The 23,899-nt window shown below is 49.4% G+C and carries 26 protein-coding genes; 12 read left to right on the top strand and 14 right to left on the bottom strand.

The genetic code is table 11. From position 1 onward, the window contains the following. Position 1 precedes the first annotated feature (1 nt). The 5 genes from IEV98_RS07175 to IEV98_RS07155 all read right to left on the bottom strand — a co-directional run bounded on the left by IEV98_RS07175 (position 2) and on the right by IEV98_RS07155 (position 4,596). Positions 2 to 748 carry a tetratricopeptide repeat protein gene (locus tag IEV98_RS07175; protein ID WP_188505193.1) on the bottom strand — a complete coding sequence of 249 codons (747 nt, stop codon included), beginning with the start codon at positions 746 to 748 and terminating at the stop codon, positions 2 to 4. Next, positions 741 to 1,316, bottom strand: coding sequence for an RNA polymerase sigma factor (locus tag IEV98_RS07170; protein ID WP_188505192.1), 576 nt, complete (start codon positions 1,314 to 1,316; stop codon positions 741 to 743). The genes IEV98_RS07175 and IEV98_RS07170 overlap by 8 nt, the downstream gene beginning before the upstream one ends. A gap of 130 nt (positions 1,317 to 1,446) precedes the next feature. Further along, complete coding sequence (locus IEV98_RS07165) at positions 1,447 to 2,625, bottom strand: serine hydrolase domain-containing protein (RefSeq protein WP_188505191.1); 1,179 nt, start codon at positions 2,623 to 2,625, stop codon at positions 1,447 to 1,449. A gap of 344 nt (positions 2,626 to 2,969) precedes the next feature. Then, positions 2,970 to 3,596, bottom strand: coding sequence for a hypothetical protein (locus IEV98_RS07160; RefSeq protein WP_188505190.1), 627 nt, complete (start codon positions 3,594 to 3,596; stop codon positions 2,970 to 2,972). 13 nt (positions 3,597 to 3,609) lie between these two features. After that, the gene (locus tag IEV98_RS07155; RefSeq protein ID WP_188505189.1) at positions 3,610 to 4,596 is read right to left on the bottom strand and encodes a DUF2933 domain-containing protein; all 987 of its coding nucleotides are present in this window, start codon (positions 4,594 to 4,596) and stop codon (positions 3,610 to 3,612) included. A gap of 108 nt (positions 4,597 to 4,704) precedes the next feature. On the opposite strand from IEV98_RS07155, the gene IEV98_RS07150 reads away from it, so the two are divergent. After that, entirely contained in the window at positions 4,705 to 6,060 is a 1,356-nt protein-coding gene (locus tag IEV98_RS07150; RefSeq protein ID WP_188505188.1) for a TrpB-like pyridoxal phosphate-dependent enzyme, read from the top strand. A 42-nt stretch (positions 6,061 to 6,102) separates the two neighbouring features. Here the strand turns inward: IEV98_RS07150 and IEV98_RS07145 are convergent, their stop codons facing one another. The 6 genes from IEV98_RS07145 to IEV98_RS07120 all read right to left on the bottom strand — a co-directional run bounded on the left by IEV98_RS07145 (position 6,103) and on the right by IEV98_RS07120 (position 11,301). Then, the gene (locus tag IEV98_RS07145) at positions 6,103 to 6,579 is read right to left on the bottom strand and encodes a hypothetical protein (RefSeq protein WP_188505187.1); all 477 of its coding nucleotides are present in this window, start codon (positions 6,577 to 6,579) and stop codon (positions 6,103 to 6,105) included. A 28-nt stretch (positions 6,580 to 6,607) separates the two neighbouring features. After that, positions 6,608 to 7,474 (bottom strand): lysophospholipid acyltransferase family protein, encoded by an 867-nt coding sequence (locus tag IEV98_RS07140; RefSeq protein WP_188505186.1) that lies wholly within the window; start codon positions 7,472 to 7,474, stop codon positions 6,608 to 6,610. A 3-nt stretch (positions 7,475 to 7,477) separates the two neighbouring features. Then, positions 7,478 to 8,050 (bottom strand): porin family protein, encoded by a 573-nt coding sequence (locus IEV98_RS07135; RefSeq protein WP_188505185.1) that lies wholly within the window; start codon positions 8,048 to 8,050, stop codon positions 7,478 to 7,480. Positions 8,051 to 8,161: 111 nt separating this feature from the next. Continuing rightward, positions 8,162 to 9,763, bottom strand: a complete 1,602-nt coding sequence (locus IEV98_RS07130; protein WP_188505184.1) for a hypothetical protein — start codon at positions 9,761 to 9,763, stop codon at positions 8,162 to 8,164. Between the two features lie 19 nt (positions 9,764 to 9,782). Then, complete coding sequence (locus tag IEV98_RS07125; RefSeq protein WP_188505183.1) at positions 9,783 to 10,727, bottom strand: FecR family protein; 945 nt, start codon at positions 10,725 to 10,727, stop codon at positions 9,783 to 9,785. A gap of 4 nt (positions 10,728 to 10,731) precedes the next feature. Continuing rightward, positions 10,732 to 11,301, bottom strand: coding sequence for an RNA polymerase sigma-70 factor (locus IEV98_RS07120; RefSeq protein ID WP_188505182.1), 570 nt, complete (start codon positions 11,299 to 11,301; stop codon positions 10,732 to 10,734). A 114-nt stretch (positions 11,302 to 11,415) separates the two neighbouring features. Here IEV98_RS07120 and IEV98_RS07115 point away from each other — a divergent pair, with 114 nt between their 5' ends. Next, positions 11,416 to 12,273: a transglutaminase-like domain-containing protein gene (locus tag IEV98_RS07115; protein ID WP_371870650.1), complete on the top strand. Its 858-nt coding sequence runs from the start codon at positions 11,416 to 11,418 to the stop codon at positions 12,271 to 12,273. Positions 12,274 to 12,275: 2 nt separating this feature from the next. Here IEV98_RS07115 and IEV98_RS07110 read toward each other — a convergent pair whose 3' ends face one another. Both IEV98_RS07110 and IEV98_RS07105 read right to left on the bottom strand, forming a co-directional pair. Next, entirely contained in the window at positions 12,276 to 13,373 is a 1,098-nt protein-coding gene (locus tag IEV98_RS07110; protein WP_188505181.1) for an SMP-30/gluconolactonase/LRE family protein, read from the bottom strand. 30 nt (positions 13,374 to 13,403) lie between these two features. After that, positions 13,404 to 14,291, bottom strand: coding sequence for a pirin family protein (locus tag IEV98_RS07105; RefSeq protein ID WP_188505180.1), 888 nt, complete (start codon positions 14,289 to 14,291; stop codon positions 13,404 to 13,406). Between the two features lie 135 nt (positions 14,292 to 14,426). Between IEV98_RS07105 and IEV98_RS07100 the strand changes: the two genes are divergently transcribed. Then, the gene (locus IEV98_RS07100) at positions 14,427 to 15,104 is read left to right on the top strand and encodes an epoxyqueuosine reductase QueH (protein WP_188505179.1); all 678 of its coding nucleotides are present in this window, start codon (positions 14,427 to 14,429) and stop codon (positions 15,102 to 15,104) included. Here IEV98_RS07100 and IEV98_RS07095 read toward each other — a convergent pair. Beyond that, positions 15,085 to 15,936: a dienelactone hydrolase family protein gene (locus tag IEV98_RS07095; RefSeq protein ID WP_188505178.1), complete on the bottom strand. Its 852-nt coding sequence runs from the start codon at positions 15,934 to 15,936 to the stop codon at positions 15,085 to 15,087. The genes IEV98_RS07100 and IEV98_RS07095 overlap by 20 nt on opposite strands. A 186-nt stretch (positions 15,937 to 16,122) precedes the next feature. On the opposite strand from IEV98_RS07095, the gene IEV98_RS07090 reads away from it, so the two are divergent. From IEV98_RS07090 to IEV98_RS07050, 9 genes are all read left to right on the top strand, one after another. Continuing rightward, positions 16,123 to 16,662 carry a YceD family protein gene (locus tag IEV98_RS07090; RefSeq protein WP_188505177.1) on the top strand — a complete coding sequence of 180 codons (540 nt, stop codon included), beginning with the start codon at positions 16,123 to 16,125 and terminating at the stop codon, positions 16,660 to 16,662. 14 nt (positions 16,663 to 16,676) lie between these two features. Further along, positions 16,677 to 16,868 (top strand): 50S ribosomal protein L32, encoded by a 192-nt coding sequence (gene rpmF, locus IEV98_RS07085; protein WP_188505176.1) that lies wholly within the window; start codon positions 16,677 to 16,679, stop codon positions 16,866 to 16,868. A 102-nt stretch (positions 16,869 to 16,970) separates the two neighbouring features. Beyond that, entirely contained in the window at positions 16,971 to 17,909 is a 939-nt protein-coding gene (plsX, locus tag IEV98_RS07080) for a phosphate acyltransferase PlsX (RefSeq protein ID WP_188505175.1), read from the top strand. 8 nt (positions 17,910 to 17,917) lie between these two features. Further along, positions 17,918 to 18,913 carry a beta-ketoacyl-ACP synthase III gene (locus IEV98_RS07075; RefSeq protein ID WP_188505174.1) on the top strand — a complete coding sequence of 332 codons (996 nt, stop codon included), beginning with the start codon at positions 17,918 to 17,920 and terminating at the stop codon, positions 18,911 to 18,913. A 94-nt stretch (positions 18,914 to 19,007) separates the two neighbouring features. Next, a complete protein-coding gene (accB, locus tag IEV98_RS07070) occupies positions 19,008 to 19,487 on the top strand; it encodes an acetyl-CoA carboxylase biotin carboxyl carrier protein (protein WP_188505173.1) in 480 nt (159 codons plus the stop codon). A gap of 58 nt (positions 19,488 to 19,545) precedes the next feature. Continuing rightward, on the top strand, positions 19,546 to 20,886 hold the full coding sequence (gene accC / locus IEV98_RS07065; protein ID WP_188505172.1) for an acetyl-CoA carboxylase biotin carboxylase subunit: 1,341 nt from the start codon (positions 19,546 to 19,548) through the stop codon (positions 20,884 to 20,886). A 9-nt stretch (positions 20,887 to 20,895) separates the two neighbouring features. Beyond that, positions 20,896 to 21,786, top strand: a complete 891-nt coding sequence (tatC, locus tag IEV98_RS07060) for a twin-arginine translocase subunit TatC (protein ID WP_188505171.1) — start codon at positions 20,896 to 20,898, stop codon at positions 21,784 to 21,786. Between the two features lie 2 nt (positions 21,787 to 21,788). Next, complete coding sequence (gene rpiB / locus IEV98_RS07055; RefSeq protein WP_188505170.1) at positions 21,789 to 22,229, top strand: ribose 5-phosphate isomerase B; 441 nt, start codon at positions 21,789 to 21,791, stop codon at positions 22,227 to 22,229. Between the two features lie 90 nt (positions 22,230 to 22,319). Continuing rightward, the gene (locus IEV98_RS07050) at positions 22,320 to 23,897 is read left to right on the top strand and encodes a M28 family peptidase (RefSeq protein WP_188505169.1); all 1,578 of its coding nucleotides are present in this window, start codon (positions 22,320 to 22,322) and stop codon (positions 23,895 to 23,897) included. Positions 23,898 to 23,899 lie beyond the last annotated feature (2 nt).

Genomic DNA, 23,899 nt, shown 5'->3' with positions numbered 1-23,899 from the left:
CTTATTCCAGCTTTTTCAGCAATTCTGCTGCGTGTTCGTTACCATCAATACGTTTCAGCAAGGCGACAGCCGTTTCCCGATTACCCTGTCGGAGGTAACAAAGCGCCAGGTACCAGACTGCCTCTTCATAGCATGCCGACAGGCGATTGCTGGCTACAGGAAATAATTGCTCGATTGCCAGTTCTGTCTGTTCAAGCCCCATATAAGCCATGCCACTGAAATAGCGAAGGGTATCCGTCATCTCCCCAGCTTGCGCCAGCGGCGCCCACTTGGCCAATGCATCGGCATACTTACCTTCTTTGTAGTCGATCATACCGTCATAAAACATATAGTGGCTTGTATCCGTTCCGCTCATTGCCACCGGGAGCCCGGTATCCTGCACAAAATACGCTTGGTATAACTGTTCATCCGACTGTTCAGAAAATACGCCCCACCATACGCCCAGCAACACCGCTGCGGCCATGGACGCGGCCACCCACCATCGGCGATGCAACCATCGGGCCTTCGCCTCACCCCCATTCGTACTCCTCACCTCTTCATGCCATTCATTCAACTGATCAACCAGATTGGCCTCACGCACGCCAACACGGAGCGTCTTCACTTCACTGACCTTTTGTTGCCAGGTTGGATCGGTATGGAGCCGTTGTTCAAATGCTGCCTGTTCGATGGCGCCTAATTCCCCATTCAAGTATTGGCTGATGTAAGCCAGTTCTTCCTGCGACAATTCGTATGAAGGTTTTTCATCCATTATTCACTCCTTTTAATACCAACTCGCGCAATTGTTTTAAACAACGGTATTTGTTATTCTTCGCGCTAGCCTCCGTCCAGTCAAATATCGCCGCTATTTTACGCAGGCTCTGTTTATGGAAATAAAAACGGCCCAGTAATTCCCTACAGCGTTCGCCCAAGTGTTTGTACTGTCTCTTCACGGTATCGATGTAAGCATCGGTTTGGTCTGCTTCCATTTCCGACACCATGCTTAATTCATGTTCGCCGTCCATCGATACCTGATGCTTATTTTTATTCTTCCTCAGCTCATCGATCCATTTGTTTTTTGCGACACGGCTAAGATAAGCAGCAAATTCACCCTCGTCATTTGGCACAAACCGATCCAGTTGCACATTGCGCCATACGGCGGTGAAAGCCTCTTGATAAATGTCCTTTGCATCATCGGACGAGCCGCTATTTCTTTCCACATAGTGTTCGATATTTTTGTAATACCGGAGATACAATGCCTTCAACATCGTTCCATCTCCCGACTTCAGCAGGTCGGAAAATTGTCGCTGGTTGAATTGCCGGAATTCAAGTTGATCCATACTTAGGTTCAAATGTTTCCGGCTAATTTAATTAAATTTCCATATCCATTTTATGAATGACAAAAAATGTGCTACCATCGGAACATAAATATCGATTTCCCTGTGCTATCGCTGCCTATCGAAAAAATCATCAGAACTGATCAATATCCTGCCAGCCAATGGTCTCATCGAAGGCTATAAAATTCACCACATTGATGAAGCCATTCAGCGCAACCTCCGGATTGGGCTGTCGCCGCCCGTTCGTCGTCGCAGCAATGCAGGTTCCCTCCCCATTGCGGTACAGCATCGCGAAGGTGCCGGGCAGGCTACCCCACCAAAACCATTCGTCGCCCTCTACCACCCAGCCACATCCGAAGTTAAATCCAAATCCCTTACTAGCGGGCAGCACAGTTGTCATCGTTTTTATCGCTTCAGCATTCAACAAATCGGGGCGTCCCGGTAGCCCATCCACGGCGTTAGCAAACCGCAACAGGTCCGTCGGTGTACTCAACCAGCCCATGGCACCATTGCCCCGGGCAAACTGCGTGTAGTCATAAACGTAGTTAGCATCACCGCCCTGCCCGTAGTATTTCACCTCGTCCGTTTGGCGGTCCGCCAACGTTGCGCCCGCGATGGTCGTCTTCGTAGCCCCTACTTTCTCCAGGATCTCGCTTTTCACATACTGCTCATACGATTTTCCGCTTGCTTTCTCCACAATCTTCGCTAACAGCATGTAGCCAAAATTGCTATAGGCAAAAGTTGTCCCCGGCGCGCCAGATAGTGCCCTGCTATCGAGGGTCTGGTTGATGACCGCCGTTGCATCGAGGTGCTTGTCCCAAAAAGCAGGGTCGTTGTCCTGACCCCAACCACCGATGGTATGATGCAGCAGGTCGTTGAGGGTAATCGCCGTTACGTGAGCCTTATAGGGCTGCGTGCCGTACTCGGTACCCAACACGCCTTCGATACCAAAAACCCGCTGGTTGATAGAAAGTTTACCGTCCTGAATCAGCTTCATAACAGCAGCTGACGTGATCAACTTACTCACGCTGGCTATGCGGAATCGTGAGTCGACAGTCACCTTCGCGCCGCTTTCCTTGTCGGCAAGTCCATAGCCTTGCCGATAAACCAGCTTTCCGTTTTTGCTTATCGCCAACGATCCACCCGGAAACCCGTAGTCCGTAAGGAATTTCTCCACCGATTGGTCTACTTCAGCAATAGCCACCTGTACTTTCTCCTTTTCCGGAGGTGTTTCATTGTCTTTTGAGCAGGCTGCCAATACCGCGATTATCAAAAAGACCAATATCCATGCACGAAATGTAATTGTTGTCATGAGCTGTATACTATTTTTATCTATATCGATGGAATTAAAAAAGGTCATCAACATGAATAGCCTTTTGCGCAAGACCGGCAAAATATTACCAGCATATAACCATAGCATACGATATAAAAGGCGCCCTGCCACGCAGCAGGACACCTCACTAACACATGAAACGGTCGAAAATCAAGTAACAAGGGTCGTACATTGAATTTTACGCCCAATGCAACACACATCGGACACGTAAGCGAAAGGTCTACCAGAAAATTAAAATCCTTAGTTAACGAAGGATGCCTCAATTATACTTGGTTCTCTAGACGGGACAAATCGGGGAAGGCAAGAAGTAAAAAGATGTCGGATCATTGACGAAAAAATGTCGCTACCGAGCCATCAAGATTAAAATAGATATCCCATGCCTCGCGTGAGCCATCTATACGGTTTGGATACCATCGGGTAATACCGCTATGGATAATCAGATAAACGTGATCGGTGGATCCGGCACCTTCCACCAAGCTGGCTTTATCGTTGTAGTTGTCCACTACAATGGCAGCGGTACGGAGCGGTACACGGTCCAGCGCGACCAACCGCGACGAAATGTTTTCATGCACCGAAAGCTGCACGGCCACCGGTCCACTCCACTCCCCATTCCGGTAATTATACGCATCCACATAGTCCGGATTATCCGGGTGTTGCAGTTTGGTCATGATGCGCCCATCATCATAGAAATGGATGTCCGCGTAAAGAAAGATTGGCTTTGCGCGATATTGGGGTAACTGCCGCAATAACTTCTCCGCAAGGTCTAATGCCGCGGTGTCGCGTACGAAACCGGTTATCCGCTCACCGGAAGCGGCAAGAATCTCCGCCTCTTCGGGTTTGGTATTGAACGTATCCCGTATACTTTTTGATACTTGTTGGCAGCTACAGACCAGCAGGGCCAACAAGCAGAGCATTCCTTTTACTAGGTTATTCCAATCACGTATTGCCATATTTCATCCGCTTTTATCCATCAAGATCGGTTGCAAAAGCCACTTTTTGCGGCTGATCCGCCAAATAAAAAATCGGAATGGTTTCCGCACGGGTAACCGCCATGTCCAATAAATTGACCACCTTTTTGAAACTGGCGTGGTGCGTCTTTCCCTGCTGGTCTTCGTATTCCAGTTCAAAACGCACCTGAGGTTGCTCGTTGATATATGTGCCGGTTTGTTCCGCGCCCAACAACCGGGCTTCGGCCCGATACCCTTCGTATTTCAACCGCAGTGCATCACCAGTGCCCATAAAAAACTTTCCAAGTCCGCCCCTCATAAACCACCGCATCCCCAGCAACACAAGCGGACAGATCAACAACGGGTGAAAAAAAGTTAGGAACCGCCAACCGGTACCTTGGTGCTCGTAATGATAGCTGAATACATAGTAGCTAGCTATGGCACCCAATAGCAACAGCCACCCCAAAAGAGCTAGCCACCACCTTAAATGATCCCGTTCGAATTCAGCATCCACAAACGCAATAAGTGGACCCTTGGTCAGTTTCCTGCTCAACCGAAGGCGCACCCGCTGTCCGACAGCGAACCGCCCCAATTCGGGACGCATATCCACGATAGGTAGGGATTCACGGATGGGGGTGCCTGAAATATTCTCAAACTGGACCTCCAATTGCACCTCGGGATGCCCTTGTACCTGCTTTCCTATATTTTTAGCGGAAACCACTTCGGCATCCCTGGGTACGCCCTCACGCGCCAGTTGCTGTAGTGCACGTTCTTCCTGCAAGGGCCGGATTACCCAAAGCCGGAAGTAACGTACTAGCAGCAAACCCCATAGCACCACCGAGCCGGCTAGGTAAGCCAGCGCCCAATAAGGGTTCGAAAGCGTGAATACATGCCGTGTCCCCCCGCCGCCATAGGTAATCGGATAATACAGAATCATCGGGAATGGCACGGCGAAGAAAAGTGCATACAAGGTCCAGAACACGGAAAATCCTTTTCTACCCATATTACAAATATAGAATTTATTGCCAAAATGCAAAATCGACGATGTGCACAAAATCAATCAAAGTTTGTACATTAGTAGCGTACACCTAATTAATTAACGTATCAATACATGGAAAGAAAGATTTTTTTAAATGAACGCGACCTGCCTACCCAATGGTATAATATCGTGGCCGACATGCCCAATAAGCCGCTACCTCCACTCCACCCAGCTACCAAGCAACCGGTAGGACCCGAGGATCTCGCACCGCTTTTTCCGATGGCACTTATCCAACAGGAAGTATCCAGCGAGCAGTATATCGACATTCCGGAGGAGGTGCAGGCTGCCTACCGCATTTGGCGCCCTACTCCCCTAATCCGTGCGACCAACCTGGAAAAGGCACTCGGCACGGACTGCAAAATCTACTATAAATATGAAGGCACCAGCCCGAGCGGCTCACACAAGCCGAACACCGCCATTCCACAAGCGTACTACAACAAACAGGAAGGCGTGAAACGCATCATTACCGAAACCGGGGCCGGCCAATGGGGTACGGCATTGAGCTTTGCATGTAACCAATTCGGCATCGACTGTGAAGTGTATATGGTACGTATCAGTTTCGACCAGAAACCTTATCGTAAGATTTTAATGAATACATTCGGTGCCAAAGTCTATTCCTCGCCTACCAATAGCACGCAAGCTGGACGGAACGCGCTCGCGGCCGATCCCCATACACCGGGAAGCCTGGGTTTGGCTATATCCGAGGCGATCGAAATGGCTGTCGGGGACGAACATACTAAATATGCACTGGGCTCTGTGTTGAACCACGTGCTGCTCCACCAGACCATTATCGGCCAGGAGGCGAAGAAGCAACTGGAATATACGGGTGATTATCCCGATATCATCATTGCTCCGTTGGGCGGTGGTTCCAATTTTGCGGGCCTCACCTTCCCGTTCATTAAAGATAAAATCGCAGGCAACGCTGTACGTTGCATTGCCGTGGAACCAGCCTCGTGCCCCAAGCTTACCAAAGGCAAATTTATGTACGACTTTGGTGATACACAGGGGTATACTCCGCTATTACCCATGTACACATTGGGGCATACGTTTACCCCAGCTGCCATCCATGCCGGTGGCCTACGTTATCACGGTGCCAGTGTACTATGCAGCCAACTGTTAAAAGACGGACTTATCGAAGCCCAGGCTATCCAACAGTTGGAATGCTTCGAAGCCGGCGTGCTGTTTGCAAAGGTCGAAGGTATCATACCTGCTCCGGAGGCTAATCACGGCATCGCCCAGGTCATCCGGGAGGTCAACAAAGCTAGGGAAGAGGGAATATCCAAGACCATCCTCTTCAACCTCTGCGGGCATGGCTTTGTGGATATGGTAGCCTACCAGGATTATTTCGACGGCAAACTGCAAGATCATTCGTTCAGTGACGAAGAACTGACTTCAGAAATCGAAAAATTGGAGGCATTGCAACCTTGATCGGCCAATCTTGGGTAACGGAGGACTTCGGAAACCGACTTTTTAAAATCGGATGCGGAAGTTCTCCTTGGCCTGCCCTTCGCGCAAAAAGACCAAGCCCAAATGGAATAAATCGATGGTGACGGTCACATCCGGCCGCTCTTGGATAGTACGCCATAATTCTTTCATCCGCCTATCGCGATATAGACCGACTAGTATCAAGACACCACCCCGGCGAAACTGTGGCCAAACCCGTCCTATTTGCATGGCAATCGCTTCCGAATCCTTCCCCTCGGCGATCACCAAGCTCATCGGATATATTGGTAGCGGGTCGCCTATTCTGTAAACGCCTTCGGGGCCGAACCGGTTAATCAGGCGGGATATTAGCCGTTGAACCTTCGCGCTGGGTTCGTCCAATTTTCGGGGTGCATAGATTACCTCATCCACTAACTGGTACACGAAAGGTGAATGCGTACCATGACGCGAATGGGACGCCAGGAAATGTATCACGTAATCCACGTAAAAGCGAAAGCTGTTCATCGGATCAAAGATAGCAGAAAACTACCTTTTACTTCCACCGACGGTGCGACCATAGCCAATATGCCGGGGCTTTCCTGATGGTCGCTTGTAAATGTGCCGCAAAACTCCGGGTTATCTGGCCCGGCAATGTCTCTTTTGCATGATCGGTAATCAATAAGAAGCGCACATTCCATCCGTTTTCCGGCGCTCGCTCAAGTTCAACGTAAAAAACGACCGCATCGATTGCTTTGGCCAACTTTTCAGCACCATCAAACAGCGTGGTCGGTTGGTTCAGAAATTCCACGTGACATCCCTTATCCTGTCCGGGGAACTGATCGGCAATGAAGAGGTTCAAAGCAGCTTTGTCTTGGGTTTTTACCAATTGCCTCAACGCTTTATCTGCAGGAATCAGCTTCATGCCGAACCTCGACCTGATATGCCTTACTATGCGGCACAGCAGTGTATTCGATAGGGGTTTGTATAGGGCATTTACTTCAAAGGGCAGGATACTGGGTAAGATATTGAGCCCCTCCCAATTGCCATAGTGCCCAAGTAAGGCCACCATGGGTCTCCTTTGCCTGTGGTAATCGATCGGCAGATCTGCATTGGCTACGCGAACTCTGCCAGCCAATTCCTGCCCACTAATAGAAGCCGATTTGACAACATCAACTACCAGACAGGAGAAGTGCCGATAAAAATCCTTAGCCAGTTTGTGGATCTCCGCATAGGGTTTGTCTGGAAACGAGCGTGATAGGTTTTGAAGTACAACATGATATCGGTAGCGTGTTACCGAATAAGCCAAAAAATAACAACAACGGCCGACCGTGGCCTGCAACACCTGGTAAGGAAGGAGACTGACGAGGACGATAGGAAATCGGGCAGCACGATATACTGCCCGATTCAGAAAAGCCAGCATTGTTTACAGAATCTTGAATCCCACGGAAAGACCGAATACTCCGGGTCGTTGGCCAAGCCCTTCATGTACGTCGGTAAGCCCAAGACTATATCGAGCATCAAAAGTAACCCGGCCCATGTCTACCCCCGCATTCAGCACGCCGCCCACGCTAAACCGTTTGTAAGCGGTGCCCGCTGGCGCATCGGGGCTGTTCAGGTTGAAATTCACATCCGGCCCCAAAGATACCCGTAAATTCACGTGGCCGTTATCGATGAGTTTATATCCAGCCATCACGGGTATATTCAGCTGCCTGAACATCGGTGCGTAGGTTTCTCCATCGTAACCGTATTCCATACCAAAAGTAGAAAAATTGAGTTCCGGCTGGAAGTAGAAGGTGTTGCCGGTACGGGCAAATAACCCAACATGTAACCCCGTTTTTCCTGACGCGCCGCTCACCGATTCGGAGCTTGTGTGGAGGGATCCGAAATTAACGCCCGCTTTGACCCCAACATCAGCGGTTTGCGCGTTCGCAGCACCGGCCGTCATCAGCATGACCATTGCCGTCAAGTAAAATCCAATTGCTTTTGTCTTTAGCATGTTTTTAACTGTTTTCATTGTTAAACCATTAATCTATATGCTAAGACAGCTTCACGTGGGTTTACCCTTATCGATCAGCCAAAAAACTTGATTAGCTATGACTTCTGAACCCTACCAGCGGTACCGCACGCCACCATAGATACCTAGGCGTAAAGCTTTTGAAGTCTCGTTTTGGCCATGGGGATACGCATAGTTGACGGTGGGACCGACCACGGCAGCCCAATGGCGTCCCAGGCTGAGCTGTGGGAGCAATCTGAACGACAGCCGCGATTCGCTATCTTTCTTGAAATCGGTACTGGCCCGATGGACAACTTCCCCATCGAGGCCAAATGCTCTCGCTTGCATGATATGTAGGCCCAACCCGGTTTCCAGTGCGTAGCGCATCGGATTACCGTTCACATAGTAGCCCGCACCGATTAATCCATACAAAACCCGTCCGCCCGAGCGGAAGGTGAGCTGCGCCATCCCCGATTCGTCAAGCCCCGCTGTAACGCTTTTGCTGCCGTTTTTTACTAAATTAACAATACCGATAGGGTAATCACTACTGTCGGCCACGTTGACCAGTGCTGCCAATTGGACACCCGTCACCCGCTTCGCGACATTTACGATGCCGGCTATCTGAATGCCCCGGATGTCCTTTGCGACATTAAATGCGCCAGCAAGTTGCGCCCCGCTAACGCTACCTGTACGATTATTCACTCCCGCCACCTGAACACCTGAAACCCCCTGCATGACAATATTGGACGCTCCCGCCACTTGTACACCAGCCACATTGTTACCCACCAGATTGAACACCCCCCCCACTTGGAAGTGACGGACATTCGTTTGATTGATGTTGAATACACCACCGACTTCGATGCCGTTTACACCGGCGGTATGGCCACCGATGACATTGAGCGATACTTGGTTGACTACCTGGCTATTGAACAGTCCCTGCGAGCTTAAACCGGGCGTAAATGAGACCTGATAAGGGTTGTAGGCAAAGAAACCACCAAGATTAATCCGCTGGATACGCTGTTTCGAACTGGTAAAAAAACGGCCGAACGCGGTACCCTCCAACCCTGCACCAATATCGTCAGTCGGATAGAACCAATAACGGCGGCCTTTTTGAGTTGATCGGACCTGCACGGGCGGCAGCAGTGCGATGGTGGTATCTCGGTAGTTTTCCTTACTGACGGTGAGCCACACGGTCTCTTCAGGTCGTTTGATGGTGAGCCTAAAATTGCCGGTGGGACCGGAAAGCGTGGAGACCAGTACATTCCGCTCGTAGATGCTGGCTTGGTATATTCCCTTCTCATTCCGGGCATCCTTTATCTGCCCTTCTACGACCAATGGCCTTCCGCGTTCTTTTTCCACATGAACGGTCAGTTCCATCGTGCCGGGAGCATAGCGGATGATGACGTATCCAGGACTCTCCTTAAATTCGTAGCCATCGCCAAGCGTTTGTCGAAGGAAATCGACCAACGGTCCCCTGTAATCCCGCAAACTCACCATCCGCTCAGCATTAACCGCGTCACTGTTGTAAGCAAAATAGAAACCTTGGCTTTCGCTGATCCGATCCAACAGATCACCGACACGTTGGCGACCGGGGTCGTTGACTGTAATTTCACTCGTGAGGTAGTGCTGCGCGTAGCAGGTAAAACCTGCTAACATGGCAAAAGTCGCCAACAGCGACTTCCCGAAGAACCGACTAACCAAAGCATCTATTATCATACGAATACTCCCCAGCAAACTAATCAAATATAATGATATTGCCTTGTTGTGATACCGTTATCCCCAACGTTTCGGCAATGACGTTCAGCGTTTTCTGCAGGGTGTCACCATGGAGGGTGGTCGTCATCGGCAGGTTACGGATGTCCGCATTTGTGATCTTAACCTTAACCCCGTAGGTCTCTTGTAGTATTTCTGCGATACGCCAAAGTGGTGTATGATCCAATACGCCCACCACCACGCTTTCATCAAACCGATCAGTCGCGGTATTAATCGTCACCTTTTGCCGCGCCTCCAGTTCAACCGCTTTGTCAAGTCCGGCCACTCTTACTTTTCCGGTCTCTACAATGACTGTTGTTTCGTCACCAGCTCGGATGACATGGAACGAGGTGCCTAATACGGTAACAGTTACATTGCCCGATTGGATGACAAATGGTTTATCCCGATCGGGTGCCACTTTGAAAAATACCGCTCCACCGCGGAGTTCAACATGTCTTCCCCGTTTGAATAACCCTTGGGAAAAGCGTAATGAAGCATGCCTGTCGAGCGTAATGACCGACCCATCGGCCAGCGTATCCGTACTGACCGCATCGGTCGTCTCGTGGACCGCGCCCAACAGCGGAGCGGCATTTTCGGGTAAAAGTATTTGGTAGCCACCAAATGTGGCAATCGATCCCAAGACGAGTACGGCGGCGACACGCAGCCAGCCCATCCGCCGGAGCATGCCTTTGGATGATCGGCCGGATTCGTCGCTTGCATGCTTCCTACGCTGTTGGAAACGTTGCCACGCTTCCTGCTCATCCACCTTGCTTTCAAGAGCTACGGATTGACTGGTATCCCATATCAAGCGAAGCCCGGAAAAACGTTTTTCATTGTCGGGATGTGCCGAAATCCACCTGCGCACTGCCATGGCTTCTGCCTCGCTCGTTTCCCCTAACAGGTATTTGGTCAATAAAACATCGTCCATAGCACTATAAATTGAGCAATACAATAATCAAGGAAGGGAGGAAGTCAGCCAGCTGTAGTCGAAGCAATTTCAATGCCTTTCCCATATGTGCCTCCACCGTTTTGAGGGAAATCCCCAGTCTATCGGCGATTTCCTGGTACCGCAGTTCTTCGAAACGACTGAGCTGGAATACGGTCCGGCATTTTTCGGGCAGTTGCTTCAGCGCAGCCTGTAACTGGCGCCTCAGCTCATTATCAGCCGTCACGTCGTCCGCTTGCCGCTGCTTATAATCCACCATCGCTTCCGCCATATACTTACGTTGTACTTTCTGGTGCTTCAAGTAATTTAAGCTTTCGTTATAAACCGATTTATAGAGGTATGCCCGTAATGAGGTATGGATGGCCATCCGCTCCCGATTTTCCCACAGCTTCAAAAAAACGGTCTGCACGATTTCCTCCGCCATGTCTTCATCCTGAAGCATCGTGTGCGAGTAAGCATGCAACGCTTTGAAATTATTCTTAAACGCCTCTTCAAAGGCTGATTCATGTCCCGAATACACCAAGTTGTTTTCGCTTTTGGCCAAAGTTACTTCCATTTGCTTAGTCTGACAACTTTGGATCGCTTTACCCTTACTTACCAATCACTTTTTTTCGATAACGTGATGGGTCTTCTAGTGGCAATAAATCAAATAGTTTTTCATAACTTTGTAATGATGAATGAGAAAGAACTGGATTCATTGATCAAACTGCTTGATGACCCGGATGCTGAAATATTCCAGCATGTCGAGCAGAAGCTAATCACGATGGGTCCCGAGGTAATCACCCGGTTGGAATCGGTTTGGGAACAATCATTTGATGTCGTGCTGCAAACCCGTATCGAGAACCTGATCCATAAAATACAGTTTGAAGACGTACTGCAGGAACTGGAGCTTTGGAAATTGAGCGGTTCATTCGATCTGCTCCAAGGTCTAATTATCATCAACAAATACCAGTATCCCGACGTGGATGAGCAGAAAATCATCAACCAGATCGAGGCAATCAAAAGGGATGCTTGGTTAGACATGATTTATAGCATGAGCGCAGTGGAGAAGGTACGGCTGATCAACAACATCCTGTACAATACCCACGGCTTTTCGGGAAATACAAGTAATTACCACGATCCGCAAAATTCCTACATCGGCCAAGTACTGGAGAGCCGCAGGGGCAACCCCATCCTACTGGCATGTATTTACAGTATTGTAGCGCAGAAGCTCGACATACCCATCTATGGTGTAAACCTACCCAAACACTTCATCCTCGCCTATACCGAAGACCACACGCCCGTTGAAGATAAAGACGGTATATTATTTTATATCAATGCGTTCAACAGGGGTCAGATATTTGGGCGGCATGACGTCGTGGCCTTCCTCAAGCAGCTCAACCTTGCGCCCAATGATCAATTTGTGTTGCCCTGCAGCAACGTAGATATTATCACCCGTGTGCTGCGCAATCTCACCACATCCTATTCACAGGCTGGCAATTCAGCCAAAACAGAAGAAATAAACAGGATGCTGGAATTACTTGGCTAGTGTTATTGAGTCGCTACTCCCCGCACATCCAATGCAACGCCGAAGGGTCTGCGGGCATTGTCCAGGGTATCCAAAGTTACTGTTTCTTCTGGGGCAATATTCCCACTTGCTGAAAAGCTGAACCTCGATACTTTCCGTCCATCACGATCCGCGACAAAAACCGTCCTTCTACCTGCTTCCCCCCGGGGGTCTATAGCAACGTCGACCGGACCCACCAGACCCGTTGCCGCCCCGCTGATGGTGCGCGTGGGTGATACGGTAGCTGAAGCGCTCTTTAAATGTGCTTTTATACCTTCAATGATGTATACCTTCCCGTCGGTTACGCGAGCTCCATCGGCACCTACGGCACCGTAGTCCGCCGCGACCAATACATCTAATGAGTCGACAAATGCAATCCCTCGGATGGCTGTCGCACCCGCGATGCGAATCGTGGAAAGCGCAGGTAAATCAACAGCTGATGTGTCCCTTATTTTGGATAAGTTACCGTACAGCGACACCCCGCCGTTGGCTCCCGAATTGGACACCAGCAGACTATCGCCCCAGAGCAGCATGCCCCATGGCCGCATAGCATTACCCAACCGCAACGTCCGATCAGGTTTGGTAAAGCCATTACGATTCATCGGCTGGTAAAAACCATAAATCGTAGTTGTTGTCGTACTGCTTGTGGCGTTGCTTGCTACATATAGCATTTGCGTAGGATGATGATAGACAATTCCCCGCATCTGGCTCAACAATCGATTGCCTATACTACCCGAATTCTCCAATGAACCCAAGTTTCCTACCGCAATTACCCGGATCGTCGTATCGTTATAGCCCGCCTGGAACAGACGGCTTACAAACGGATTGAAATAAATGCCCGCTCCACCAAGTGCATCGGAATCATGATTAAGCGCGACATACATCCCCAGGGTGTCCGCCGGATCAATCAACACCACATTATCGATGTCGTCCTTCGATGCGTCTCGCTGATAATCCTCAATCGAAACATACAAGCGTGCTATCGGCCGTACCGGATATACCGGTTCATCATCGTTGCGCACACAACCGCCGACCAACAATATACCAATGATTACAAGCAGAATAGCAAACAACTTTTTCATCAAACGGAATTTTATGCAAAGGTATAAATTTTACACGGGACGATTGCCTTGGTCAGGTAGCAAAACAAACTCCGTCTCGCCCGGTACCGGGTCAAACCGTTGCTCCAGCCACCGCTGCTTCGCTGCCGCTATTTTTTCCCGACTGCTCGAAACGAAATTCCAATAGATATGGCGTTCTTCAGGAAATGGTTCGCCACCGAATATGTAAATCGTGGTATCCGCATGGATGGTAAACGTACATAGTGACGTATCCTTGGCCACCAAGATTTGTTTAGGCGTGTAGGTATGTCCGTCACTTTCGATGCTTCCTTGGAGGATGTACAACCCCGATTCGCCAAATAGCTCCTGACCAATACGTAATTGTTGCTCACTGGTGCTGTGTATCTCCAGAAAAAATTGTCTGCTATAAACGGATACGGGTGATCGGCGTCCAAAGGCGGTTCCCGCGATGAGCCGGAACGTGACTTCACCTTCTTCCCAATATGGTATGTCTTTGGCTTCCACATGTTGGAAAGAAGGCTCCGCGTCTTCGAGCTCTCGCGGCATGGCCACCCAGATCTGCAAACCGTGCAAGCTTTTGTCTGAATGCCGCAGGTATTCGGGTGTCCTCTCGGAATGGACTACGCCGCGGCCTGCTGTCATCCAGTTGACCGCTCCGGGCTGTATTTCCACTTCCGTACCCAGGCTATCGCGATGCATCATACTGCCTTCAAAGAGGTAAGTCAGGGTGGAGAGGCCGATATGCGGATGTGGCGGCACGTCGATATTCTGTGTATCACTGAGCTTCGCTGGTCCCATGTGGTCGATAAAGATATAAGGACCTACTGTCCGTTTGCCCCGGAACGGCAAGAGACGGCCTACCATGAAATTGCCGATATCAGCCGGTCGCTCTTCAATGATCATTCCTACGTTTGACATGGTGTGTATTTTTTGACAATATGACGTCACACAAACTTACGGATAAAAACGGAAAGCCAAACAGTAAGGTACCATCACTTGCAACAATCCCTGATTATCGTTAATATTGCAGTTGCAATACAAGTTGGTACTAAGATGGATAACACGGAACTTAAACGGGAAAAACTGGAGCTACCCAACGGCGAAAACAAACTGCTGCTGCACTCCTGCTGTGCACCCTGCTCCGGCGAAGTGATGGAAGCGTTAATTGCGTCAGACATCGACTTTACCATTTACTTCTACAACCCCAACATCCACCCCCGTAAGGAGTATGACCTGCGCAAGGATGAAAACATCAAATTTGCGGAAAAGCACAACATTCCCTTCGTGGATGCCGATTATGACGTGGACGATTGGTTTGCCCGTGCCAAAGGAATGGAGCACGAACCCGAGCGTGGCATCCGTTGCACGATGTGTTTCGATATGCGCTTCGAGCGCACGGCCCTATATGCCTATGAAAACGGATTCCCTATCATCACAAGCTCTTTAGGCATCTCCCGGTGGAAGAATTTCGAACAGATAAACGACTGCGGTGTTCGGGCGGCAGCGCATTATCCGGGCATCGCCTATTGGACGTTTAATTGGCGTAAAAAGGGCGGTTCTTCACGGATGCTGGAAATCAGCAAACGCGAACAATTCTATATGCAGGAATATTGTGGCTGTGCTTACTCACTGCGCGACACGAATCACTGGCGATTGCAGCATGGCCGTGAGCGGATTGAAATCGGAAAGAACTATTACGGCGATGAAGGCGTTACGCCAGCTTGCTCCTAAAAAATTCAACCGTCCGTTTCCACGCTAGTTTCGCAGCGTTCGCATCATACCGGGTAGGTGAGGTATCGTTGTTGAATGCATGGTTTACCCCGTCGTAGACGAACAATCGGTAGTCGATGCCATGTGCTTTCAACGCTTCTTCATACGCCGGAATACCCGCATTGATGCGTTCATCGAGCCCTGCATAATGCAGCATCAGGCTGGCCTTGATTTTCGGCACATCAGCAGCGTTAGGTTGGCCGCCATAATAGGCTACGGATGCCTGCAACTCCGGATCGTTTACAGCGAGCCGCCCGGCCATCGCGCCCCCCCAGCAAAAGCCGACACAACCTACCTTACCATTGCTTCCTTCCAAGTTACGCACATGTTCAAGTCCTTTCAGGTAATTCTGGATATTCTTCACCATATCCAGCTTGCCAATCAGCTCGCGCCCCTTATCTTCGTCGGCGGGCGTACCACCAAACGGTGAAAGCGCATCGATACCCAGCGCGATGAAACCCTCCGCGGCTACGCGGTTGGTTACTTCGATGATATGGGGATTCAGTCCGCGATTTTCATGGATGACTACCACCGCACCAATACCCGTTTTTGCCTTGGGCTTCGCCAGCACGGCCTTCACATCACCATCTACACCCGGATAGGTTATATTTTCTGTGGTGATGTCGTCGCTGTGGAATGAAGCCGCAACGGCGTAGTTGTTCTGCAGCATGGGTAAAATCGCCATTGCCGCCGCCGTACCGCCAACAAGCTTAGCCAGCCGCCTCATGAATTCTTTACGGGTAAGTTGGCTGTGCGTGTACTGATCGTAGAGATGAATGATTTTCTGTTCCATATACAATTGGGTACTTCTGTGGATAATCGCAGCTATATGTATCGCTTTTGACTAACTGTATCCCAAAGTTAGGTAAACTATTCGCTTTTTGAAAGTAAGTTGCCCTATTATCCACATTCCATCATCAACAAAAAACTTTCATATCTTATAATTTATATATACCTTTGCAGGCTCAATTGTGGGGCGGTGAATTATTTGAAGCAATATCGGATTCCCTTCACGGGGCTGGGTTTGGGTACGCACGACTTCGAGTTTGGCATTGATAAGGCGTTCTTTGATTGTTATGACTATTCCATAGTGAAAGATGGCAATCTAAAAGTGGTCGTCAATCTACTCAAACAGGAAAACATGATGGTACTCCAATTCCACATCACCGGTACGGTGGTTTTGACGTGCGATGTCTGTCTGTCGTCATTTCCGGCAAAGACCGATATTGAGGAGAGGCTGATTGTCAAGTTCACGGACGAAGATATTGCTGAAAGCACCGAAGAAATCATGGTGTTGGCCAGGCGGGAACACGAACTGGATATCGCCGGATTGCTATACGAGTACATCAATGTTGCCGTGCCGCACTACATTAAATGCAGCGAACAGGGCGACAACATCACGTGCGATGAAACCGTGCTGGCGAAACTGAATGACCTGGCAGGTGAACAACAGGAAGAAAAACAGGAAAAGCAAGCAGATCCCCGTTGGGAAGCATTAAAAAAAATAAAATACAATTAAAATAACAATACGAGATGGCACATCCAAAACGGAAGATCTCCAAATCACGGAGAGACAAAAGAAGGACACACTATAAAGCTGAGCGACCAACCTTGGCAACTTGTAAGGAGACGGGTGCCGTGCACCTGCCACACCGTGCATATTTAGTAGATGGCAACCTTTATTACAATGGCAAACTGATCATCGAAAACACTGCCTCCGCCTAAATTGATCTTTCAAAAAATTAAGCATCCCATAACGTGTAACTGGTTTTTTATACGTTACTTTGGGGTGTTTTTGCGTATTATTGGATTCAAAGACAATAACGGATGAAGATTGGTTTAGACATATTGGGCGGTGATTTTGCGCCGGAAGCAACAGTAAAGGGAGCCATTTTGGCATCAAAACAGCTTTCGGAAGATCAGAAAATCGTGCTCATCGGCGACCAAGCTATTGCTAAGCGATACATTGAACAAGCAGGGGAAAATCCTGCTTTTTTTGACTATGTACATGCGCCCGATAGCATAGGCATGGGTGAACACCCTACCAAGGCTATTGCCCAAAAGCCCGATTCGAGTATCAGTCGTGGATTTCAATTGCTGAAAGAGGGCAAGATAGATTCATTTGCCTCTGCCGGTAATACCGGAGCGATGCTGGTCGGCTCGGTATTAAGCGTAAAAACAATCCCCGGCGTGATGCGACCGGCCATTGCAACTAATGTACCCAAAATCAAAAGCGGCTTCGGTATCCTCCTAGACGTCGGTGCCAACGCAGATTGCAAGCCCGAAATGCTTCCTCAGTTCGGATTGCTGGGCAGCCTGTTCGCCGAACACGTCTATGGCATCACCAACCCTACTGTAGGACTGGTTAATATCGGCGAAGAGGAAGAGAAGGGTAACGCGCTTACACTCGCTGCCTATCCGTTGATGAGGGAAAATGGCCGCATTAATTTTATCGGAAATATTGAAGGACGCGAACTGTTTGACGAAAAAGCCGATGTGATGGTATGCGATGGGTTTGTTGGCAACGTGGTGCTTAAACTGGCGGAATCGTTTTACGTCCTAACCCGGAAAAAGGGGTTTCAGGATCCGTTTTTTGACCGCTTCAATTACGAACAATATGGGGGCAGCCCGATATTGGGTGTAAATGCCCCCGTGATCATCGGACACGGCATATCCAGCCCCGAAGCCATCAAAAACATGGTGTTGCTATCCAAGACCATGATTGAATCCGATATCATCGAAAAAATCAAACGCGCTTTCAACTAACTCGCTATATGTCAAAAATACATGCTGCCATCACGGCTGTACACGGGTACGTTCCTGATTATATCCTCACCAACCAGGAACTCGAAACCATGGTGGAGACGAATGATGAATGGATCACTACTCGCACGGGAATCAAGGAGCGGCGGATACTGAAGGGTGAGGGCAAAGCCACCTCGGACATGGCCGTACCCGCGGTAAACGGCCTGTTGGAAAAACGGGGTATTGGCGCCGACGAAATCGATTTGATTATTTTCTGCACGGTGACACCGGATATGCCGTTCCCCGCGGCGGCAAACATCCTAGCGGATAAGATAGGCGCAGTAAATGCCTGGGGTTACGATCTGATGGCTGCCTGTTCGGGCTTTATCTATGGCCTGACTACGGGTGCCCAATTTATCGAGTCGGGCATGCACAAAAAGGTATTGGTAGTAGGTGGCGATAAGATGTCGTCCATCATCAACTATAAAGACCGCGCAACCTGCATCATCTTTGGTGATGGTTGTGGCGCTGTATTACTCGAGCCAAACGAAGAAGGACTGGGTGTAATGGATTCCATATTAAAAAGCGATGGCTCTGGCTGCCCTTACCTCAACATCAAGGCTGGGGGGTCGCTGCTCCCGGCTTCGCATGCGACGGTGGATGCCGACTTGCACTATGCCTATCAAGAGGGCCGCACTGTATTTAAATTTGCGGTGACCAATATGGCGGATGTGGCGGCCGAAATCATGGAGCGCAACAGCCTTTCAGGCGATGATGTCGCCTGGCTGGTACCCCATCAGGCCAATAAGCGCATTATCGATGCGACGGCGGAACGCATGGGCCTTAGCGAGGAAAAGGTGATGGTCAACATCCAACGCTACGGCAACACAACAGCAGGTACGATCCCATTGTGCTTATGGGAGTGGGAAAACCAACTGAAAAAAGGAGACAACCTGATCTTGGCTGCTTTCGGCGGTGGATTTACATGGGGTGCCGTTTACCTGAAATGGGCTTACGGAAGCTGAACAATTTATACGGGCACAAAATAAATCCCGATTTTATTTGTTAAATAATAGATTAGCTAATATTTTTGATTCTTATTATCAAACCTACTAAACAATGAGCATGGATATCAAACAGATTCAAGACCTGATTAAGTTTGTGGCTAAATCAGGGGTGAATGAAGTATCTATCGAAGAAGAAGATTTCAAGATTACGATAAAAACCAATCAGGCACCGACGTATGTAACGGCTACGGTACCCACGGCGGCCGTACCCCTTCCGCAGCCTGTGGCTTCCGCAGCTCCGGCAGTGGAAGCACCGCAACCATCGGCCCCAAAAGCTGAAGATACGTCGAATTATGTAACCATTAAATCGCCGATGATTGGTACCTTCTATCGCTCATCTTCGCCAGACAAACCCGTTTTCGTAAACGTGGGCGATGAGATATCGGCCGGCAAAGTAGTATGCATCGTGGAAGCGATGAAACTGTTTAACGAAATCGAATCCGAAGTTTCGGGGAAAATAATAAAAGTGCTGGTAGACGATGCCCAGCCGGTAGAGTATGACCAACCGTTGTTTTTGGTCGAACCCAAATAACTTGGTTGCGCTGAATCCATCAAAAAAAGCACATACTACCGAAGATAGCTAAACATTCATGTTCAAAAAAATACTTATAGCCAACCGAGGGGAAATCGCATTGCGTATCATCCGTACCTGCCGTGAAATGGGTATTAAGAGCGTAGCGATATATTCGACCGCCGACCGCGACAGCCTGCACGTACGCTTTGCCGATGAAGCAGTTTGCATAGGGCCGCCCCCCAGCAAAGAATCATACCTCAACATACCTAACATCATATCTGCCGCTGAACTGACCAATGCAGATGCGATACATCCCGGATATGGATTCCTTTCCGAAAACGCACGCTTTTCGTCCATCTGCAACCAGTATGGCATCAAATTCATTGGTGCTACCGCCGAGCAGATTGAGCAAATGGGCGATAAGGCGTCGGCCAAAGAAACCATGAAGAATGCTGGTGTCCCCACCATTCCCGGTTCAGATGGACTAGTCAAGGATGTAAAGGAAGGCATCAAGATTGCCAACGAAATTGGCTATCCCGTTATCCTTAAAGCCACCGCCGGCGGCGGCGGGCGAGGAATGCGTATTGTCTGGAAAGACGAGGAGTTTGAGCCGGCCTGGGATTCTGCACGCCAGGAAGCAGGGGCTGCTTTCGGTAACGATGGTATCTACCTTGAAAAATTTGTGGAAGATCCCCGACATATCGAAATCCAAGTAGTGGGCGACCAATACGGGACGGTGTGTCACCTTTCGGAACGTGACTGTTCCATCCAGCGACGTCACCAAAAACTGATCGAAGAAGCACCTTCCCCTTTCATAACGCCCGAACTGCGCAAAGCCATGGGCGAGGCAGCAATCAAGGGAGCCAGGGCAGTCAACTATGAGGGAGCGGGTACCATCGAGTTTTTAGTGGATAAGCACCGCAACTTTTACTTCATGGAAATGAATACCCGTATCCAAGTAGAGCATCCGGTTACGGAAGAAGTGATCAACTTCGATTTGATCAAAGAACAGATCAAAGTAGCAGCGGGCATCCCCATTTCGGGCAATAACTATGAACCAACGATGCACGCCATCGAATGCCGCATTAATGCCGAGGATCCATTCAATGGATTCAGGCCATCTCCCGGAAAGATTACCAATTTCCATTCGCCGGGCGGCCATGGCGTACGGGTGGATACCCATGCGTATTCCGGTTACGTTATTCCGCCAAACTACGACTCCATGATTGCCAAACTCATATGCGTGGCGCAGACCCGTGAGGAAGCAATCTCCACCATGGAACGGGCGCTTAGCGAGTTTATTATCGAAGGTATCAAAACGACGATTCCGCTGCATTTGAGGTTGATGCGCGACCCCAATTTCAGAGCGGGTAACTTTACCACCAAGTTTATGGAAACGTTTGATTTAAGCGAATAAAGGCGGGCCATGAGCAAATTATCCGGAAAGAAACTGATAGAAACGATCAAGAATAAAGGCAAGAGTCTCGAAGCCGAGATGTCGTTTTTTGACCACCTCGAAGTATTGCGCTGGCACCTCATCCGGTCGGCCATCGCGGTAGCGGTCTTCATGGTTGTCGCATTTTCCTTTTACGATTTTATTTTTGATACCATCATCATGGGGCCCAAAGATGCTAATTTCTGGACCTATCGGATGATGTGCAAGATTGCTGACTGGGTAAACGCGCCTGATTTCTGCGTAACAGAGGTGCCTGGCACCATTATCAATACCCAAATGGCAGGGCAGTTTATCCTGCAGATCAACTCCTCGCTGATCATCGCCGTCATGATGGGCGTTCCATACTTGCTATACGAAGTATGGCTTTTCGTCAAACCGGCGTTGAATGATCTGGAACGAAAATCAGCCAGCGGGTTTGTTTTTTATGCCAGCCTATTATTTGCTTTGGGGGTGTTATTCGGCTATTTCATTGTCGTGCCCCTTGCCATGAATTTTTTGGCCAACTACTCGATCAGCACAGATATATCGAATACGATCACCATCGATAATTACCTCTCCTTCGTGGCGACACTTACGTTGGGATGCGGCATCGTATTCGAACTTCCGATGATTATCTACATCCTTTCGAAATTGGGGATCATGACGCCGCAATTTATGCGGAAATCCCGCCAGTATGCCGTCGTCGTGATCTTGCTCATTGCAGCAATTATCACCCCTACCCCGGATATCATCACCATGCTCACCGTTAGCTTTCCGATGTTTTTGCTCTACGAGCTAAGCATCATCGTGGCATCCCGTGTACATCGGAAACGGATGAAAACCGATTTGGATTTTTATAAGGGAGAAAAGCAGGAGGAATAACCATGACAGTACACAAAACGATAGCCATTGGCGGTGACCATGCGGGATTTGAATACAAAGACGAACTGGTAAAATTTCTCGCAGAAGCGGGGTACACCGTCAAAGATTTCGGTACTTCTACGGGCGACTCCGTGGACTACCCCGATTTTGCGCATCCCGTGGCAGCGGCAGTGGAAACCGGCGAGTTTGATCTGGGTATCCTGGTTTGCGGCAGCGCCAATGGCGTAGCCATCACTGCGAACAAACATCAAGGCGTCCGTGCTGCCATCTGTTGGCAAGAAGAGTTGGCCGTTTTGGCGCGTCAGCACAACAACGCTAACATTGTTTGCATTCCCGCCCGGTTTATCGACATCACGTTGGCGAAATCGATCGTCGGAAGATTTATGTCTACTGACTTTGAAGGGGGCCGACATGCCAATCGGGTGAATAAGATTTCCTGTTAGCACTTGGTTATTGGTGGCCAAGGGTGAGCGGTCAGTAGTCTAGTCTCTGATGTCTAGCTTCTGATAGCTAATATCTCAAAAATAGCACAAATGAAGCAGTTATTATCCCTATTTTTCCTTGTTCCTGCCTTTTACGGATGTATCATGGCCCAGGACCCGGTGCAGTTGAAATATGCGGGTGAGATCACGCCCGAAACTGCAAAGTCCCATCTTTCGATCCTCGCGTCAGCAGCATTCGAAGGACGTGGTACCGGCGAGCCGGGTGGTGAGAAAGCCGCGGCATATATCGCTGAAGAATTCGAGAAATTGGGATTGATTGGTCCGGTAAATGGTTCGCACTTCCAGCCCGTAAAGTTGACTCGCACCCTGTTTGACGTCCGCGATTTCACCATCGATGGAAAATCGTTTGCCAATGGTAAAGATTTTTATTTCGTGGGCAGCGGCCCAGAGACCGCGATCAATGCCAACGAAATCGTATTCATCGGTTACGGCATCAGCGACGATAAGTACGACGACCTCGCAGGTATCAACATTGAAGGCAAGGTCGTGTTGGTATTCAGTGAGGGCGAACCTAAAGATGCCCAGGGCAATTCGTTGATTACCGGAACAGACACCCCCTCAGAATGGGTGACCTCCCGCACCAAGCGCCTGCAAAACATTACGGCAAAAAACCCCAAACTGATCATTGCCGTATCAAACAACATCCAGGAATCATTGGAACGCTTCGGAAACCGGCTTACCCAACCCCGTATAGCGTTGGAAGAAAGCGGCACCAACCCTGCGGCGGCAACTACTGGCACACCTGTGGCCAATATCAGCCCGGAAATGGCAGACCTACTGCTGGCTAGGGCCAAGACCTCCGTCGCTAAGCTAACCGGCAAGATAGGCGATACGCACAAGCCCCAAAGCAAAACATACAAAACCCGGCTCAAAACGATATTTGGCGCCGTTACCGAACCCTTTACATCGGATAACGTATTGGGCTACCTCGAAGGCTCCGATCTCAAGGACGAACTGCTTGTCATTACCGCACACCATGATCATGAAGGTAACCAAAATGGCATTATTTTCTTCGGTGCGGACGATAACGGCTCGGGCACAACAGGTGTCTTGGAAATTGCCCGTGCCTTTGCCAAAGCCAAGGCTGATGGCCACGGACCAAGGCGCAGCATTTTGTTTATGACCGTTACCGCAGAGGAAAAGGGGCTGCTTGGATCCAATTATTATTCACGTCATCCCATATTCCCGTTGGAAAATACGGTCGTCAACCTGAATACGGATATGATTGGTCGGATTGATGATAAGCACCTTCGTGGCAATCACAACTATGTTCATACCATCGGTTCGGATAAGCTCAGTTCGGAGCTGAAGGTCATCAACGAAAATGCCAATGCCACGTACACCCATATGGAACTGGATTATATGTATGATGATCCGAAAGATCCCATGCGCATCTATTACCGCTCGGACCAATATAATTTCGCAAAGCACGGCATCCCCGTAATTTTCTATTTCAGCGGCTTGCATCCCGACTACCATACCCCGGCAGATACGGTTGATAAAATCAACTTTGAAATGCTGGCCAAGCGCGCTCGACTGGTCTTTCACACCGCTTGGGAAATTGCAAACCGCGACAAGCGGCTAGTCGTGGATTCGAATAAAGAATAAGT

The sequence above is a fragment of the Parapedobacter pyrenivorans genome (genome assembly GCF_014636865.1).
GTDB classification, from domain to species: domain Bacteria; phylum Bacteroidota; class Bacteroidia; order Sphingobacteriales; family Sphingobacteriaceae; genus Parapedobacter; species Parapedobacter pyrenivorans.
The sequence above is the reverse complement of the archived record's forward strand: the minus strand, read 5'-3'. Positions and strand labels throughout refer to the sequence as shown.

Bases quoted from the DNA above. Each gene is read 5' to 3' on its own strand.
- IEV98_RS07075 (WP_188505174.1), top strand. From the start codon at position 17,918: ATGTCAAAAATACATGCTGCCATCACGGCTGTACACGGGTACGTTCCT.
- IEV98_RS07175 (WP_188505193.1), bottom strand. From the start codon at position 748: ATGGATGAAAAACCTTCATACGAATTGTCGCAGGAAGAACTGGCTTAC.
- IEV98_RS07105 (WP_188505180.1), bottom strand. From the start codon at position 14,291: ATGTCAAACGTAGGAATGATCATTGAAGAGCGACCGGCTGATATCGGC.
- IEV98_RS07100 (WP_188505179.1), top strand. From the start codon at position 14,427: ATGGATAACACGGAACTTAAACGGGAAAAACTGGAGCTACCCAACGGC.
- rpiB (WP_188505170.1), top strand. From the start codon at position 21,789: ATGACAGTACACAAAACGATAGCCATTGGCGGTGACCATGCGGGATTT.
- IEV98_RS07050 (WP_188505169.1), top strand. From the start codon at position 22,320: ATGAAGCAGTTATTATCCCTATTTTTCCTTGTTCCTGCCTTTTACGGA.
- accC (WP_188505172.1), top strand. From the start codon at position 19,546: ATGTTCAAAAAAATACTTATAGCCAACCGAGGGGAAATCGCATTGCGT.
- IEV98_RS07110 (WP_188505181.1), bottom strand. From the start codon at position 13,373: ATGAAAAAGTTGTTTGCTATTCTGCTTGTAATCATTGGTATATTGTTG.
- IEV98_RS07165 (WP_188505191.1), bottom strand. From the start codon at position 2,625: ATGACAACAATTACATTTCGTGCATGGATATTGGTCTTTTTGATAATC.
- IEV98_RS07170 (WP_188505192.1), bottom strand. From the start codon at position 1,316: ATGGATCAACTTGAATTCCGGCAATTCAACCAGCGACAATTTTCCGAC.
- tatC (WP_188505171.1), top strand. From the start codon at position 20,896: ATGAGCAAATTATCCGGAAAGAAACTGATAGAAACGATCAAGAATAAA.
- IEV98_RS07150 (WP_188505188.1), top strand. From the start codon at position 4,705: ATGGAAAGAAAGATTTTTTTAAATGAACGCGACCTGCCTACCCAATGG.
- IEV98_RS07135 (WP_188505185.1), bottom strand. From the start codon at position 8,050: ATGCTAAAGACAAAAGCAATTGGATTTTACTTGACGGCAATGGTCATG.
- plsX (WP_188505175.1), top strand. From the start codon at position 16,971: ATGAAGATTGGTTTAGACATATTGGGCGGTGATTTTGCGCCGGAAGCA.
- accB (WP_188505173.1), top strand. From the start codon at position 19,008: ATGAGCATGGATATCAAACAGATTCAAGACCTGATTAAGTTTGTGGCT.
- IEV98_RS07145 (WP_188505187.1), bottom strand. From the start codon at position 6,579: ATGAACAGCTTTCGCTTTTACGTGGATTACGTGATACATTTCCTGGCG.
- IEV98_RS07115 (WP_371870650.1), top strand. From the start codon at position 11,416: ATGATGAATGAGAAAGAACTGGATTCATTGATCAAACTGCTTGATGAC.
- IEV98_RS07140 (WP_188505186.1), bottom strand. From the start codon at position 7,474: ATGCTGGCTTTTCTGAATCGGGCAGTATATCGTGCTGCCCGATTTCCT.
- IEV98_RS07160 (WP_188505190.1), bottom strand. From the start codon at position 3,596: ATGGCAATACGTGATTGGAATAACCTAGTAAAAGGAATGCTCTGCTTG.
- rpmF (WP_188505176.1), top strand. From the start codon at position 16,677: ATGGCACATCCAAAACGGAAGATCTCCAAATCACGGAGAGACAAAAGA.
- IEV98_RS07095 (WP_188505178.1), bottom strand. From the start codon at position 15,936: ATGGAACAGAAAATCATTCATCTCTACGATCAGTACACGCACAGCCAA.
- IEV98_RS07155 (WP_188505189.1), bottom strand. From the start codon at position 4,596: ATGGGTAGAAAAGGATTTTCCGTGTTCTGGACCTTGTATGCACTTTTC.
- IEV98_RS07125 (WP_188505183.1), bottom strand. From the start codon at position 10,727: ATGGACGATGTTTTATTGACCAAATACCTGTTAGGGGAAACGAGCGAG.
- IEV98_RS07120 (WP_188505182.1), bottom strand. From the start codon at position 11,301: ATGGAAGTAACTTTGGCCAAAAGCGAAAACAACTTGGTGTATTCGGGA.
- IEV98_RS07130 (WP_188505184.1), bottom strand. From the start codon at position 9,763: ATGATAATAGATGCTTTGGTTAGTCGGTTCTTCGGGAAGTCGCTGTTG.